The sequence below is a fragment of the Agarivorans sp. D1326 genome, from assembly GCF_056958115.1.
Genome location: NZ_JBTWEN010000007.1, coordinates 195,101 through 209,718 on the forward strand (window position 1 = coordinate 195,101; position 14,618 = coordinate 209,718).

A 14,618-nucleotide genomic window follows, 5' to 3' on the forward strand; every position below is an offset into this window, starting at 1 on the left:
GCTTTATTCTCCAGCACCCGGTTAACCGCCACTAATAAAGCGACTAGCTTGGATAAATTGGTCATCGCCACTTTCTAATACAAACTCAATATCGGTGATCGAGCGAGGCAACAAGTAAGGGTCGCTCGCCAGTGAAATAGGCAAACTAAACACTTCGCCACCTTTTACTGTGACAATTTGCTGGCCTATCCATTCTACTTCTTCCAAACCACGCACACTTAAGTGGAACTCGCGCGCTTCAGAGGATTTGTTAATCACCTTTAATGTGTAGGTATTTTCGACCAAACCTTCAGAGGTTTCGTTGTACAAAGAAGAACGATCACGCAACACATCTAACTGCATCGGCTTCACGTTAAGCAAGGTGAAAACAAAAGCGACCAGCATGGCGCTTAACACCACCCCATAACCAATCAGCTTAGGCCGCAGTACATCGGTTTTTTGCCCCGCCAAGTTATGCTCGGTGGTATAGCGAATCAAGCCTTTCGGGTAGTTCATGCGCTCCATGGTTTGGTCACAGGCATCAATACAAGCACCACAGTTAATACATTCGTATTGCAAGCCTTCGCGAATATCAATGCCTGCAGGGCAGACCTGCACACACAGATCACAATCTACACAATCACCCAAACCCAAGGCTTTGTGGTCGGCATTGCGCTTACGTGGGCCGCGGCTTTCGCCTCTTTCAACATCATAACCCACAATAAAAGTATCTTTATCAAACATCGCCGATTGAAAACGCGCATAGGGGCACATGTGAGTACATACGATGGTGCGCATCCAACCTGCGTTGGCATAAGTTGCTACGGTAAAGAAAATCACCGAGAAGTTAACCGCACCGCTAGCATTTAGCGTAAAGAAGTCCCACCACAGCTGTTTAACGGGCACAAAGTAAGCGGCGAACGACAAAGCGGTAAATACCGACACCGCAATCCATGCGCTATGTTTGGCTGTTTTTCGCCAAATTTTGTTAAAGCTCCAGGGCGATTTATCTAGCTTTTTACGCTTATTGGCGCTGCCTTCAATCTTTTCTTCAAACCAGATAAAGATAAAAGTCCACACCGTTTGCGGACACAAGTAACCACACCATACTCGGCCTAAAAAGGTGGTAATAAAAAACAAAGCAAAGGCAGCAATAATGAAGAACCAAGCCAATAACAATAAATCTTGCGGCCACAGGGTTAAGCTAAAAAAGTGATACTGACGCGCACCCATATCTAGCAAAATTGCTTGGCGATCGCCGTAAGGAATAAACGGCACAATCACAAAAGCCGCGATAAAAAACCAGCCCATGTACTTACGCAAGCGTTGAAATACACCTTTTTGCTCACGCACATAAATTTGTTCTTGGGGGTTGTAACGATCTACCGGAGCACGTTTTTTAGCCGCGCGAGGTTTGGGGCTGACGTCTTTAACAGGAATACGTTCACTCATCACTCAATCCTTATGAGGGCAGGCACTGATGTGACTAATGCCTTTGCTTAAGCAAAAACGGCAATTGCAGACGCAATTGCCACTTAAGAAATTAAACTTTTACGCCACGTGCTTTTAATAAGGCGGTTTTAAAATCATCCTCGCAATCTTTTGCGATGCCAGGAATCATCTCGTCTTTACCAATTGTAAGCATTTTAAGTTGGTAAATAAGCACGTCATCGGTCAGTTCACTCAAGGGTTTATTGTTCCCTGCTTGGTCGGCTATTTGAGTGATAATTTCTACTAAGTTAAGCTCCGGTTGTTGTTTCCAAACCGGTGTGAGTAAATCGATTAATTCTTCAATACGATGCAACTGCATACTCATTATACTTCTCCACGGGCGGCCACTACAGCTTGGTTTCTACCTAACTGCTTGGCTCTATATAGTGCCTTATCGGCTTTATCTACGATCTCTTTGGTGCTTTGCTGAGCCACTGGAATTAAACAAGAAATACCAATGCTCACGGTCACATAACTGGCTGCGGTCGAATACTCGTGGCGCAATTTAGCCTCGGCCATTAGTGTTCTAACTCTTGCAGCAACTTGCAATGCGCCTTTGGTATCGGTGTTGGGCAATACCATTACAAACTCTTCGCCGCCATAGCGGGCAACAATATCATCTTCACGCTGCAAGGCTTGAGTAAACAAATTAGCAACTTTGCTTAAACATTGATCGCCTGCAACATGACCGTAATGATCGTTATAAGGCTTGAAGAAATCAACATCGATCAGCAATAAACTTAAGGAAGTATTTGCCCGGCTGCTTAAACGCCAATGTAAAGCCAGTGTTTGCTCAAATATAGCCCGATTATACAGGCCGGTGAGTGCATCTCGCTCACTTTGATGGCGCATTAAAGCATGGCTGTCGGCCAACTCTAAAGCCTTGGCTCTATTTAGCGCACCTTCGGAAAAATTAGCCTTAACTAAGGTTTCGGCGCGGCGTAACACAATATTTAGTACTCCCCAGCTTAGCAGTAATACCAAACAAGCCACCCACTCGGTTCGGCTAGCCCCCACCATAGAAACCAACAGCGCTAATAACAATGGGATGCTAAAACCGTTAAAGCTACGAATACTTAGTAAGTTTGGCACCACCACCAGCGACAACAACGCGCCCACCAGCACCACCAATAATAAACGCTCGGAAGCAGGTAACACCGGCATAAATAGCAGAATACCTACCGCCCAAAGCACCCCAGAACTGGTAGCCAAACTAAAATAACGCGTTAGTTGCGGCGCCGGGACAAAATCGTCAATTACTTCGCTTTGAATACGCGCAAAAAAGTAAAACACGGCCGATAAAGCCAACATGCAAAATAGCCACAGCAAATGCAGGCTTGAAGAAAGGCTAGGCGCAAACAAACACCACCAAATAAGGCTATACGCAAAGGTCATTAACGCCACTAAACGCCCATTGTTAAGTAAATAACGGGCGTTTTCGGTGTTTACTTGTAACTGCACATTGCGCAAAAACAGATCCCTTGCAGGTGAGAGGCGAATAATTTGTGGGCATTGTAGCAACAACTTGAATAGCGAGAACAGAAAAACCCTTTGATAAAAAATGGATAAACACCAACACGGCGCGCAGTTTTAATACAAAATGGTCAAACTTAGCTAAAATAGGTCGCAAGCTTTTGCACAATATTGATCTGATTGCTTGCGTCCTTTTTCCCAGAAAGGGTAAAGTGCTACCCGCAAGTACTGGTCAATAAACTTGCAACTCGGTCAACTAGGTAAAGCATCTAAGGAACAAGGTCAATGCTGGACAATATCAATCCAACAACTACACAGGCTTGGAAAGCGTTACAAGCGCATTTTGAAGCACAAAAAGAGGTTAAACTTAGCGAGCTATTCGCCGCTGACGCAGACCGTTTCAATCGCTTCTCGGTAGAGTTTAACGAGCAAATCTTATTGGATTACTCTAAAAACTTAATCACTGAAGAAACCATGCAGCAGTTAGTTGCACTAGCTAAAGAAACCAAGCTAGATAGCGCAATTAAAGCCATGTTCTCTGGTGAGAAAATCAACCAAACAGAAGGCCGCTCGGTACTACATACCGCACTACGTAATCGCAGCAATACTCCAGTAATGGTAGACGGCGAAGACGTAATGCCAGCAGTAAACGCTGTGCTAGAAAAAATGAAAGGCTTCTGTGAAAAAGTACATTCTGGCGAATGGAAAGGTTACACCGGCAAAGCTATTGAAAGCATTGTAAACATTGGTATTGGCGGTTCAGACCTAGGACCAGTAATGATTACTGAAGCACTAGGCGCATACAAAGTAGAAAACATTACTACCTACTTCGTATCAAACGTAGACGGCACTCATATAGCCGAAACCCTAAAACAAGTAGACCCAGAAACTACCTTGTTCTTAGTAGCGTCTAAAACTTTCACTACCCAAGAAACCATGACTAACGCCCACAGCGCGCGCGATTGGTTCCTAGCTGCAGCTGGCGACCAAGCTCACGTAGCTAAACACTTCGCAGCATTATCTACTAACGCTAAATCTGTTGCTGAGTTTGGTATTGATACCGACAACATGTTTGAATTTTGGGATTGGGTAGGCGGTCGTTACTCTTCTTGGTCAGCGATTGGTTTATCGATTGCCCTTACAGTTGGCTACGACAACTTTATTGAGTTGTTAGATGGCGCACACGCTATGGACAAACACTTCGCAGAAGCCGAGCTAGAGCAAAACCTACCGGTTATTCTTGGTTTGTTAGGCATTTGGTACAACAACTTCTATGGTGCAGAAAGCGTATCTATTCTACCTTACGACCAATACATGCACCGCTTTGCTGCTTACTTCCAGCAAGGTGACATGGAGTCTAACGGTAAAAACGTAGACCGCAACGGCAACCCTGTTGATTACCAAACTGGCCCAATTATTTGGGGCGAACCAGGTACCAACGGCCAACACGCCTTCTACCAGCTGATTCACCAAGGTACTAAGCTAATTCCATGTGACTTTATTGCACCAGCCACTAGCCACAATCCATTATCGGATCACCACGCTAAACTAATGTCTAACTTCTTCGCCCAAACCGAAGCCTTGGCTTTTGGTAAGTCACGCGAAACCGTAGAAGCAGAATTAGTAGCAGCCGGTAAATCAGCGGAAGAAGTAGCTGAGTTAGCACCATTTAAAGTATTCACGGGTAACAAGCCAACTAACTCTATCTTGGTTAAGAAAATCACCCCTAGCTCATTGGGTGCCATGGTTGCTATGTACGAGCACAAAATCTTTGTACAAGGCATTATCTGGAACATCTTCAGCTTCGACCAATGGGGCGTAGAACTAGGTAAGCAGCTAGCTAACCAAATTTTACCAGAGCTAAAAGATGGCAGCGAAGTAAGCAGCCACGACAGCTCAACCAATGGTTTAATTAATACCTTTAAAGCTTGGAGCTAAGCCTTACTGCTTACCCTTTGCGTTAAATGTAAAAAGCTGGCCTAGGCCAGCTTTTTTTAATCTTTGCGATAAATAAGTAAGCTACAAAATAAAGCACTGTAAGCACTAAACTCTTGCTTGGCGCACCGTTTCCCCGGCTTGTATCTCACGAATCACCTTAGCCGGGTTGCCTCCCACTAATACGCCTGCTGGCACATCTTTATTCACTACCGCACCGGCGGCGATAACCGAGCCATTGCCCACCGTTACACCAGCTAGAATTACTGCATGACCGCCGATCCATACATCGTCACCAATAGTGATGGGCGCTGGGTAGTCGATCACTTCTCGCTCACCTTGCTGATTAATATAGGTTTTGCGTAGTTCAGGATCTAAGGCGTGGTTAATCGAAAACAAACTTACGTTTGGTGCAATCATCACCCGATCACCAATAGTAATTTTGCCCGAATTCACCAAGGTGAAGTTGGTATTAATAAATACATCGTCGCCGATAAACACTGTGTCGCCATAATCCACGGTGAGTGGCGGGCAAACCTCGATGTTTTTGCCTACCTTCACAAACAGCTCACGCACTAGCGCTTCGCGCTGTTGGTTTTGCTCTGGTGTGGTTTGATTAAACTTATGAGTAATTTGCCGGGTAGCTAAACGGCGCTCGCCTAAGTCTTTATCCCAACGGTTAAAACTTAAACCCGCCATCATTCGCTCAAATTGACTTGTCATGCTTACCACTCACTAAAAGGCTTTAGCTTAACTGTGCAGCTAAATGGCTACGCAGTCTATTAGCACCTTGGCAGAAACCACTATTCACAAATGCTTAGTTAAACAAAATAAAGATGCTGGTGGATATTAGCTAAGGCACTCGGCTTTGTGCTAAGTTGCCAAGCATAATGCAGTACCGAGGGCTTACAGTGCCAAGCCAGCAGCGGCAAGGACAAGGTTTTTTACTCACCGCCAATAGTTACGATCGTCAAGGTCGGGCTTATATTCAGCTTTGGTTAGCCAGTAACCAAGGCCCGGTGTGTTTAGAGGTCAGTGACCAGCAGCCGGTATTTTTTGTGTTAAGTAGTGAACTAGATACCGTGCTAGAAACCGTTGGCGAGCACTTGCTTAAGCACCAAGGCCTAGCGTTAAACACCTTCCAGCATCAGCCGATTACGGCCTTGTACTTTGCCAGTATCGATGCGCATTACCGCGCCGCACAAAACTTACAGCAAGCCGGATTAAGCTGCTTTGAACACGATATAAAATTACATGAACGTTTTCTTACCGAACGTTTTTGTTATGGCAGCATGGCTTTTGCTGGCAGCCAAGGGAGTAATCCACGTTACCCCGCTTGGCAACAAGCCAAAATAAAAACGGCCCAATATACACCTAAGCTGTCGGTGCTATCGCTAGACATAGAATGCAGTGAAAAAGGCCAACTTTACTCGATTGGATTATACGGTGAGCACTTTCAGCAAGTGCTTATGATTGGCAGTGAACAAGCCGCTGATACGCCAATTACCTGGCTGGCCAATGAGTACGCCTTACTAAAACAGCTTGAGCTAGTAATAGAAAAACTCGACCCGGACATCATAATTGGTTGGAATGTCATCAATTTTGATTTTAGGTTGCTGGTTAAACGCGCCGCTTTGCATGGAATAAAACTGGCGCTAGGCCGCCAACAAGGAGTGGCGCGTTGGCGCGAGCGTAGCGATAACGAGCAAACAGGATTTATTAGCATTCCTGGGCGTGTAGTAGTGGACGGCATAGACGCACTAAAATCAGCCACTTACCACTTCGATAGTTTTAGCTTGGAAAACGTTGCCCAGCAACTGCTTAAGCGCGGCAAATTGGTAGACGAAGTGCATGATCGTATGGCTGAAATTAACCATAACTTTGCCCACAACAAGCCCCAGCTTGCCGCCTACAACCTCGAAGACTGTAAGTTAGTGTTAGACATCTTCCGGCATACGCAAATCCTTGAATACCTATGTTTGCGCAGCCAACTTACTGGCCTAATGCTGGATAGAAGTGGTGGTTCGGTGGCCGCCTTTACCAATGTGTATTTGCCTAAATTGCACCGAGCTGGCTATGTAGCGCCAAATCTTACCCGAGACTTTATCGCCGATAGCCCCGGCGGTTATGTGATGAGCTCTAAACCAGGCTTGTATAACAATGTGCTAGTACTCGATTTTAAGAGCCTGTACCCCTCTATCATTCGTACCTTTAAAATTGATCCGCTGGGCTTAATTGAAGGGCTAGCGAGCCCCGACAATGCCATTGAAGGCTTTAGAGGCGGAGTATTTAGCCGCGACAAACATTTTTTACCAGAGATCATTAATCAGCTTTGGCTGCAGCGCGATCAAGCCAAGGCCGATCATGACAGCGCTCGCTCACAGGCGATCAAAATTTTAATGAATAGCTTTTATGGAGTGCTAGGCTCTACTGGTTGTCGCTTTCACGATCCCCGCTTAGCCAGCTCAATCACTATGCGCGGCCACCAGCTAATGCAAGAAACAGCAGAGTGGATCTGCGAGCAAGGCCATGAAGTGATTTATGGTGATACCGACTCTACCTTTGTGTGGCTAAATCAAGATTTGAACGTAGAGCAAGCCAAACAAATAGGCCAACAACTGGCGCAAGGTATAAATCAATATTGGCAGCACAAGCTAGCCTCAGAAATGCAGTTAGATAGTCACCTAGAAATTGAGTTTGAGACTCATTTTTCTCGCTTTTTAATGCCAACTATTCGCGGCTCTGAAACCGGCAGTAAAAAGCGTTATGCAGGTTTAACCAACGATAAGCAGTTAGTCATAAAAGGCTTAGAAACAGTACGTTCAGATTGGACAGAGATGGCGAAGATATTTCAAACCGGTTTGCTTGAGCGAGTATTTTCTGACCAAGACCCACGCCAGTTTGTTCTCGATACCGTGGATAAGCTAATGGCTGGCGAGTACGACCAGCAACTTATTTACCGTAAGCGTTTACGCCGCAAGTTAGCCGAGTACGTGAAGAATGTGCCGCCACAGGTGCGGGCAGCGCGGCTCGCCGACGAACATAACCAAGCCCTAGGCAAGCCACTGCAATATCAAAATAAAGGCAGTATTGCCTATTGGATGACCATAAATGGGCCTGAGCCGCTAACTAACCGAGTTAGCCAAATCGACTATCAACATTACTTAGACAAACAACTACAGCCGATTGCCGATGCTATTTTGCCCTTCATTGATTTGGATTTTGAGCAAATAACCTCTGCGCAATTAGGTTTGTTCTAGTTAACCGAGTAGAAAAGGTTTTGCTTCTAAAGAGGCTGAAACCAGCAACAACAAACTGATAGAAGCAAACATGGCTCGAACGACCATGGTTCGCATTTTGATAGTTTTTGTTAATTTTTCAATATGCATGTTCTTCATTCGGCGCTTAACACTCGCTGTCGTCAATACTAACCAGGTAGTTTGACTCACTAGGGTTAAGGGTTCCTCCCGCTTCAGTGTAAGTAACAAAACATCCGCTATCATTAACATCTTTATCGCCAGAGACATAACCGATATACAAGCGCGAACTGCCATTCACAAACTGCATTTCTAAGTCAGTTTCAATCAACGACTCCATACCAAGGTAGTCTTCACCGTGCGCCTCTGGGTAACCATCTTTTACTTCTACAATACCCAAGCTCGTTTCTACCTCTGCACGTGATTCTTGCTCTAGGCCATCAATAGCCGCTTGGTTAAATACCAAGTCAGCAGAGGTTTTTACTGCAGCCGCAGCCCCCTCTAAGGTCGCTTTTTTTGCATCGCTTTGAAGATTTAGGAACTTTGGTGCAGCTACCACAGAGAGTATTCCCAAAACGATAATTACTATTACTAATTCGATGAGAGTAAAACCAGATTGCTTGTTCATATAGCGCCTAAAGTTACTTTCTAGATTGGTGAAACAGGGTGAATTAAGAGCTTGTATTATCCCTATAACGGCCAATAAAATTGACTTTTCACGAACAAAGCATTTTTTGTAACATAAGAATAAAAATCCAACCTAGCTCACTTTTATCAAACAAAAGTCCATAACTTATTAAAATAATGAAACTTTCGTTAGATACTAGCCTCAAACTAGCAAATCATAATGGCAAACAAGTCACACGGATGGAGGCAAAGAGGGCAACACAATGGCGTTTTTTTCGATGGGTGTAAGAGTACTATTATTGGTATTAATGTTGGGTAGCGTGTTTAGCTATTCACACACTACCCATTCTTCATGGGCAAAGTTTTATTGCCCTGCACAAACTAGTAAGGCAGCGAGTTAAACTCTCTCGCTACGTTTTTCAATTTGTGGGTTCGCCACAAATACCATTACCGAACGTGCAGCCACTTTAACCGAGCCCGTTTCTAACATGGGCGCTGTTTTAAAGTCATAAACATCTTCTGGCGGTTTGGCTGCGGTATTAACAAGCTTAAACCAATGCCCTTCAATACAAGGTACTTCAAACTCTAACTCTTCCCAGTAGGAGTTAAACACCATGTATAAGCGGTCTTTTGAGTATGGATCTAACAAAGTAACCGCAATAGAGTGACTATGTTCAGACCAATCGGGCTGACCTTGATGCACACCATGCCATTCGATATTGGCATCATGAATCACATCCGACAGGCTCAAGTGGATCTTCTCTTCAAGCACATCGTCATAACGACGTAACTTAATCATCTCTTGAACAAAGCGCAGCAAGTTTTGGTTTTTGTCCACTAAGCTCCAGTCAAACCAGGATAACTCGTTATCTTGGCAGTAAGCATTGTTATTACCGTTTTGAGTGCGTTTTACTTCATCGCCCATGGTAATCATTGGCGTACCTAAAGAGAGCAACAAAGTAGCGAAGAAGTTCTTCATTTGCTGTTCACGCAGATCGTTGATTTTGGGGTTTAGGGTTGGCCCCTCTACACCGTGGTTATAACTGATGTTGTGGTTATCACCATCACGGTTGTTTTCACCATTTTCTAGGTTGTGCTTGTCGTTGTAGCTCACTAGATCGTTTAAGGTGAATCCATCATGCGCAGTGACTAGGTTAACCGAGCGTTGCGGCGAGTGGTTTTCTTTGTAGTAAATGTCTGGGCTACCCAATAAGCGCGAAGCAAACTTACCCGTTACACCGGAATCCCCTCTAAAGAAAGAACGCACATCATCGCGGAACTTGCCGTTCCATTCGTTCCAGCGGTCACCAACAAACTCACCTACTTGGTAAAGACCAGCGGCATCCCAAGCTTCGGCAATGATTTTAGTGCCAGCTAAAGAAGGATCTGAATCAATCGACCAAAGCAGTGGTGGCTCTTTCATTACATGACCCTTAGAGTCACGCGCCAGTACCGAGGCTAAATCAAAGCGGAAACCATCTACATGCATTTCGTTTACCCAAAAACGCAGTGCATCACGGATCATGCGGCGCATTACCGAGTGGTTAGCATTACAAGTATTGCCACAACCCGAGTAGTTACTGTACCAACGCTTTTCGTTTTCTAGCATGTAGTAGGTATCGTTTTGCAAACCCTTCATGCTGAGCGTTGGGCCATCGTGTCCGCCTTCGGCTGTATGGTTAAACACCACATCCAATATCACCTCAATGCCGGCTTTATGCAGCTCACGCACCATGGTTCTAAATTCGTTAAAGGCGCCACAGACACTTTTGTCCGAGCTGTAAGCCGTATGCGGAGAGAAGAAGTTAATTGGGCTATAACCCCAATAATTCTGCTTACCCAGCGGCGCGTCTTGTAAGTCAAACTGCTGCACCGGCATTAATTCAATTGCGGTAATGCCCAGCTCTTTTAGATAAGGAATTTTTTCGATAACGCCAGCGTAAGTACCGCGTTTATGCTCCGCTACACCCGAAGACGGGTGCTTGGTAAAACCCGCTACATGCATTTCGTAAATAACGGTATCTTGCAATGAGCGTTTAATAGGCTGAGTGCCCTGCCAATCAAAACCACGCAAATCCACCACTGCACCTTTAATACATTGGTTAGTATTTACATGACCATGGCGTGACGCTACCTGACGTAAATAGTTATCTGGGAAATGGGTGATTCTGGCGTAAGGGTCGAGCAGAACTTTACTTGAGTCAAAGCGCAAACCACGCTCTGGTTGCCAAGGACCGTCTACTTGAAAGCCGTAGAGCGTTCCTACTTCTAAGTCTTCAACAAAAATATGCCAGTAATGGTCTGTTTTGTTGGTATTTGGGTCTAAAGGGAACTCGGCAAAAGGCTTACGAGAGTTAACTTCTTTAAATAATAGAAGGGTAACTCCCGTAGCATTTTTAGAGAAAATACTAAAATTAACGCCCTTACCTTGGTAAGTCGCGCCGAGTGGAAATGAAACACCCGCTTGAGTTTTTGTGGCCATATACTGTGCTGTCTTATTTTTGCTATTAACTGAGATGAAAAGCCTATTAGTTGGCTCTTTCGCTATAGTTTATCAGTAACAGCTTATTACACAGTAAGTTTATTAACAGATAATGACTAAAATTTAGCCGAAATTGAGTGCGAACGCCCACTAGCTTGGCGTTTTCTGCGGCAATGCTGTGCGCCAAGTTGGTCAAGCTCAGATACTTCGTCAGGTAACATCAACGACAATAGCTGTTCTAATTTTTCTTGGTCAGACAATACATTGGCAATAGTTTGGCTAGTTTTTGTACGGAACATATCATACCCCTAAATTTTGATACCTAATTAGGGGTATGCACCTATAGTGCCAAAGCTATATGAACAATTTATTAACCTTATTATTCAGACAGTTGCTGTCTAGCACGAATAGGGTTTGCGTACATTTCGAACAGCTGAGATCGGACCTCTGCACTAATATCGCGAGTCTTCGCTTCAAAATAGCGCTTTGCTTCAGCCAATTCGTTAGCAGGAATTTCTTCTGGAATAGCATCACCAAGGGCAATCCAGTTGGTAGGCATAAGCTGGTAATTGCCAATAATCGCTTTATCTAAAGCTTCTGCCACGTCTTTGGCATTTTCATATTCACCAGCTAGTGGTTCTGCAAAATGCACATGCACTCGACCTTTTTGGCCCACAATACCGCGAGAGATGCTGTAAATGTCTTCATGCTCTTCTTTTTGGTATTCGCCATGTTGGTTTTGCGACACCAACTCATTAGCTTTAGCCACATCACAAGGGTCAAATTCATAAGAAATAGACACAGGAACAATGTTTAGCTCTTTAATGTAATCGGCAAATTCTTGCTGCTTAGGTTTGTTTAAAGCCAGCATAGAAATAAGTGCCGAATTAGTCAGATCTAATCCATCTTTGGCGCGCCCCTCACGCTGAGCAATCCAAATATGGTCACCAGTGCTCGCTAGGGTATGTTGAATATACGCAGATAACTCTTTTAAGTTAGCCAGCTTTTCACGTTTAGCAGAAGCTGAGCGCTTAACAATAAAACTGCGGTTAAGACGCATTAAGTCAGATACCCAAGGCTTACTTAATAAATTGTCACCAATGGCAATTTGTACCGTGTCTTGACCATTTATATGCAGCAAGTAGTTCACAAAAGCAGGGTCTAGCGCGATATCGCGATGATTTGAGATAAACAAATGCGGCTTAGATAAATCTAGGCTGTCTAATCCGCTAGAGCTTAGTTGCGAAGTCGTAGTTTTGATCATGTGCGCCATATAGCGCTCTACCATTATTTGAAAGTCGTAAACACTTTTTACATTTCTTACTTTAAATTTAAGCACTTGGCGCAAGGCAAAAGACGTTAGCGAGAGAAAGACACCACTGGCTTTAGGGTAACGAAACTTAATTAAAGTAGTGATAAATTCGGGATCATTAATGAGGCGTTGCAGTGTACTTTTTACTTCGGAATCTTGATAAGGGCGAATACTGTCAAACTGAGACATAACTTCTCTCGCTATTAAGGAAGCCGCAATTTACCGTTTTCTGCTCTTAAAAACAACAATAATGATTAAAATTTAAACAATCATTGGCAGTTTTTAAGGCTTAATACAGATTCTTTCGCTTAGCCTTTGAGCCACGTATACTGGAGCCTCGATTTCTCAGCTGCAAGTTAATGGAACAACAACGCCAGTATTTGCTTGATGCCCCCATCACGCCGCTTATTATCAATAAGGCCAGTCCAACCTTAGTTGGCATTTTTGCGATCATCTTTTTTAACCTTGTTGATACCTTTTTTGTTGCCATGCTCGGCACCGATGCGTTGGCTGGCGTATCTTTTACTTTTCCCATTACCTTTGCCATCACCAGTGTTGCTATGGGCTTAGGCATTGGCTTGTCGTCCCATGTAGGACGGCTACTGGGGGCTCGTCAACATCAGCAAGCCGCCCAGCTCACTAGCCACAGTTTATTGTTTAGCCTACTGCTAATTATTGCTATTGCAGGCTTGGGTTATATCAGCATTTATCCTCTTTTCAGCCACTTAGGCGCCGAATTACCCGTAATGCCCTATATTGAGCAATATATGCAAATTTGGTATCTCTCGGTTCCGCTATTAGTGATACCTATGGTGGGCAATAGTGCCATAAGAGCGAGTGGCGACAGTAAAACCCCCAGTATAGTGATGCTGGTTGCTGGTATCGTAAATGGCATATTGGACCCTATTTTTATTTTTGGCTGGGGGCCTGTGCCTGCCATGGGAGTGCAAGGAGCCGCTTTAGCCACTGCTGCAGCTTGGGCACTCACCTTTAGTGTTGCTGTTTATTTGCTTAGTTTTAAATTAAAACTACTACGTTTTGAAGTTTGCACCATTCAACAGCTTTTAACCTCTTGGAAAAAGCTGCTTAGCATCGCCATTCCGGCGGTGTTTTCTCAGCTACTTACTCCCATAGCTACCACCATAACTTTGGTAATTTTGGCCAGTGCTGGCACGGCAACCGTAGCAGCCTATGGCTTTGCTACACGGGTAGAAGCCCTATTGTTTATTGGAGTGATGGCGATTAACTCGGTGATTCCGATGTTAGTTGGACAAAACGTAGGAGCCGGCAAAGCACAACGCGCTCAGCAAATAGTTCATCATGCCATTAGGCTAGCGGTGGTTTGGCAACTATTGCTGGCTATCGCAATGTACGCCTTGGCCCCTTTAGTGAGTTATAGCTTTAATCACGATACTGAAGTGGCTGAACTTAGCCAATATTACTTACAGTTAGTACCTTTTTGCTACGGCATGATGGCTGTGCCCTTATTGTTAGCTCAAACCTTAAATGCCTTAGCTAAGCCGCTGTTAGCAATGGCAATAAATCTAATTAGGTTATTTGGTTTTATGCTGCCAGCTATTTACATCGGAGCAATGTGGGGAAGTAGCAAAGTAATATTTTTAGCGATTATTATTGCTCACACCTTAGCCGGCTTAGCGAGCTTAATCATATTGATTTGGTTGATGAGCAAAAACAACTGGTGGCAACATTCACAATCTTAGTTTCGCTAAAATGAAAAAAGGCGACACAAATGTGTCGCCTTTTTAAGTAGTCATATTGCTCTTTTCCGTGAACAGTAATTGCTCCTTGCAATCCTTTTTGACTGTTGCACACTAATCCTTAGCGTTTCCTCTTCCCAGTTCCTTTGAGCTATCCTTTAGCCTTCTATGGCATAAATGTTCATCCTAAACACTTGCTCTCTCCGTCCTGGAGGTATCCTTTAACTTCATCCTGAAAGTTTGAGGTATTTTGCTTTCTAGCACTCCTGTGCTGACATCCTAAAGTTTATCTACCTTGATAAACGCGCTCTTCCTAAGCAATGCTTCCTAATACCTTGGCATCT

At 44.3% G+C, this 14,618-nt stretch carries 11 protein-coding genes; 3 read left to right on the plus strand and 8 right to left on the minus strand.

Annotated features, from left to right (window positions below):
* Positions 1-21: 21 nt before the first annotated feature.
* The 3 genes from ccoG to ACYFDN_RS14880 form a co-directional block, all read right to left on the minus strand.
* Complete coding sequence (gene ccoG, locus ACYFDN_RS14870; protein WP_338622798.1) at positions 22-1,431, minus strand: cytochrome c oxidase accessory protein CcoG; 1,410 nt, start codon at positions 1,429-1,431, stop codon at positions 22-24.
* A 91-nt stretch (positions 1,432-1,522) separates the two neighbouring features.
* Positions 1,523-1,789 carry a YihD family protein gene (locus tag ACYFDN_RS14875; RefSeq protein ID WP_040306803.1) on the minus strand — a complete coding sequence of 89 codons (267 nt, stop codon included), beginning with the start codon at positions 1,787-1,789 and terminating at the stop codon, positions 1,523-1,525.
* A 5-nt stretch (positions 1,790-1,794) separates the two neighbouring features.
* Positions 1,795-2,931 (minus strand): GGDEF domain-containing protein, encoded by a 1,137-nt coding sequence (locus tag ACYFDN_RS14880; protein WP_483511793.1) that lies wholly within the window; start codon positions 2,929-2,931, stop codon positions 1,795-1,797.
* A 297-nt stretch (positions 2,932-3,228) separates the two neighbouring features.
* Between ACYFDN_RS14880 and pgi the strand changes: the two genes are divergently transcribed.
* A complete protein-coding gene (pgi, locus tag ACYFDN_RS14885; RefSeq protein WP_483511748.1) occupies positions 3,229-4,881 on the plus strand; it encodes a glucose-6-phosphate isomerase in 1,653 nt (550 codons plus the stop codon).
* Positions 4,882-4,986: 105 nt separating this feature from the next.
* On the opposite strand, the gene ACYFDN_RS14890 is transcribed toward pgi, so the two are convergent.
* Entirely contained in the window at positions 4,987-5,601 is a 615-nt protein-coding gene (locus tag ACYFDN_RS14890; protein WP_483511749.1) for a sugar O-acetyltransferase, read from the minus strand.
* 167 nt (positions 5,602-5,768) lie between these two features.
* Between ACYFDN_RS14890 and ACYFDN_RS14895 the strand changes: the two genes are divergently transcribed.
* Positions 5,769-8,138 carry a DNA polymerase II gene (locus ACYFDN_RS14895; protein WP_483511750.1) on the plus strand — a complete coding sequence of 790 codons (2,370 nt, stop codon included), beginning with the start codon at positions 5,769-5,771 and terminating at the stop codon, positions 8,136-8,138.
* Between the two features lie 145 nt (positions 8,139-8,283).
* On the opposite strand, the gene ACYFDN_RS14900 is transcribed toward ACYFDN_RS14895, so the two are convergent.
* The 4 genes from ACYFDN_RS14900 to ACYFDN_RS14915 all read right to left on the minus strand — a co-directional run bounded on the left by ACYFDN_RS14900 (position 8,284) and on the right by ACYFDN_RS14915 (position 12,745).
* Entirely contained in the window at positions 8,284-8,763 is a 480-nt protein-coding gene (locus ACYFDN_RS14900; protein WP_338622805.1) for a type II secretion system protein, read from the minus strand.
* A gap of 396 nt (positions 8,764-9,159) precedes the next feature.
* Positions 9,160-11,244: a glycogen debranching protein GlgX gene (gene glgX, locus ACYFDN_RS14905; protein WP_016400236.1), complete on the minus strand. Its 2,085-nt coding sequence runs from the start codon at positions 11,242-11,244 to the stop codon at positions 9,160-9,162.
* Between the two features lie 116 nt (positions 11,245-11,360).
* The gene (locus tag ACYFDN_RS14910; protein ID WP_016400237.1) at positions 11,361-11,543 is read right to left on the minus strand and encodes a hypothetical protein; all 183 of its coding nucleotides are present in this window, start codon (positions 11,541-11,543) and stop codon (positions 11,361-11,363) included.
* An 80-nt stretch (positions 11,544-11,623) separates the two neighbouring features.
* On the minus strand, positions 11,624-12,745 hold the full coding sequence (locus ACYFDN_RS14915) for a 1-acyl-sn-glycerol-3-phosphate acyltransferase (protein WP_483511751.1): 1,122 nt from the start codon (positions 12,743-12,745) through the stop codon (positions 11,624-11,626).
* A 170-nt stretch (positions 12,746-12,915) separates the two neighbouring features.
* Here ACYFDN_RS14915 and ACYFDN_RS14920 point away from each other — a divergent pair, with 170 nt between their 5' ends.
* Positions 12,916-14,277, plus strand: a complete 1,362-nt coding sequence (locus ACYFDN_RS14920) for an MATE family efflux transporter (protein ID WP_483511753.1) — start codon at positions 12,916-12,918, stop codon at positions 14,275-14,277.
* Positions 14,278-14,618 lie beyond the last annotated feature (341 nt).

Excerpts from the sequence above, each read along its gene's own strand:
- ccoG (WP_338622798.1), bottom strand. The coding sequence starts at position 1,431 with ATGAGTGAACGTATTCCTGTTAAAGACGTCAGCCCCAAACCTCGCGCG.
- ACYFDN_RS14875 (WP_040306803.1), bottom strand. The coding sequence starts at position 1,789 with ATGCAGTTGCATCGTATTGAAGAATTAATCGATTTACTCACACCGGTT.
- pgi (WP_483511748.1), top strand. The coding sequence starts at position 3,229 with ATGCTGGACAATATCAATCCAACAACTACACAGGCTTGGAAAGCGTTA.
- ACYFDN_RS14890 (WP_483511749.1), bottom strand. The coding sequence starts at position 5,601 with ATGACAAGTCAATTTGAGCGAATGATGGCGGGTTTAAGTTTTAACCGT.
- ACYFDN_RS14895 (WP_483511750.1), top strand. The coding sequence starts at position 5,769 with ATGCAGTACCGAGGGCTTACAGTGCCAAGCCAGCAGCGGCAAGGACAA.
- ACYFDN_RS14900 (WP_338622805.1), bottom strand. The coding sequence starts at position 8,763 with ATGAACAAGCAATCTGGTTTTACTCTCATCGAATTAGTAATAGTAATT.
- glgX (WP_016400236.1), bottom strand. The coding sequence starts at position 11,244 with ATGGCCACAAAAACTCAAGCGGGTGTTTCATTTCCACTCGGCGCGACT.
- ACYFDN_RS14910 (WP_016400237.1), bottom strand. The coding sequence starts at position 11,543 with ATGTTCCGTACAAAAACTAGCCAAACTATTGCCAATGTATTGTCTGAC.
- ACYFDN_RS14915 (WP_483511751.1), bottom strand. The coding sequence starts at position 12,745 with ATGTCTCAGTTTGACAGTATTCGCCCTTATCAAGATTCCGAAGTAAAA.
- ACYFDN_RS14920 (WP_483511753.1), top strand. The coding sequence starts at position 12,916 with ATGGAACAACAACGCCAGTATTTGCTTGATGCCCCCATCACGCCGCTT.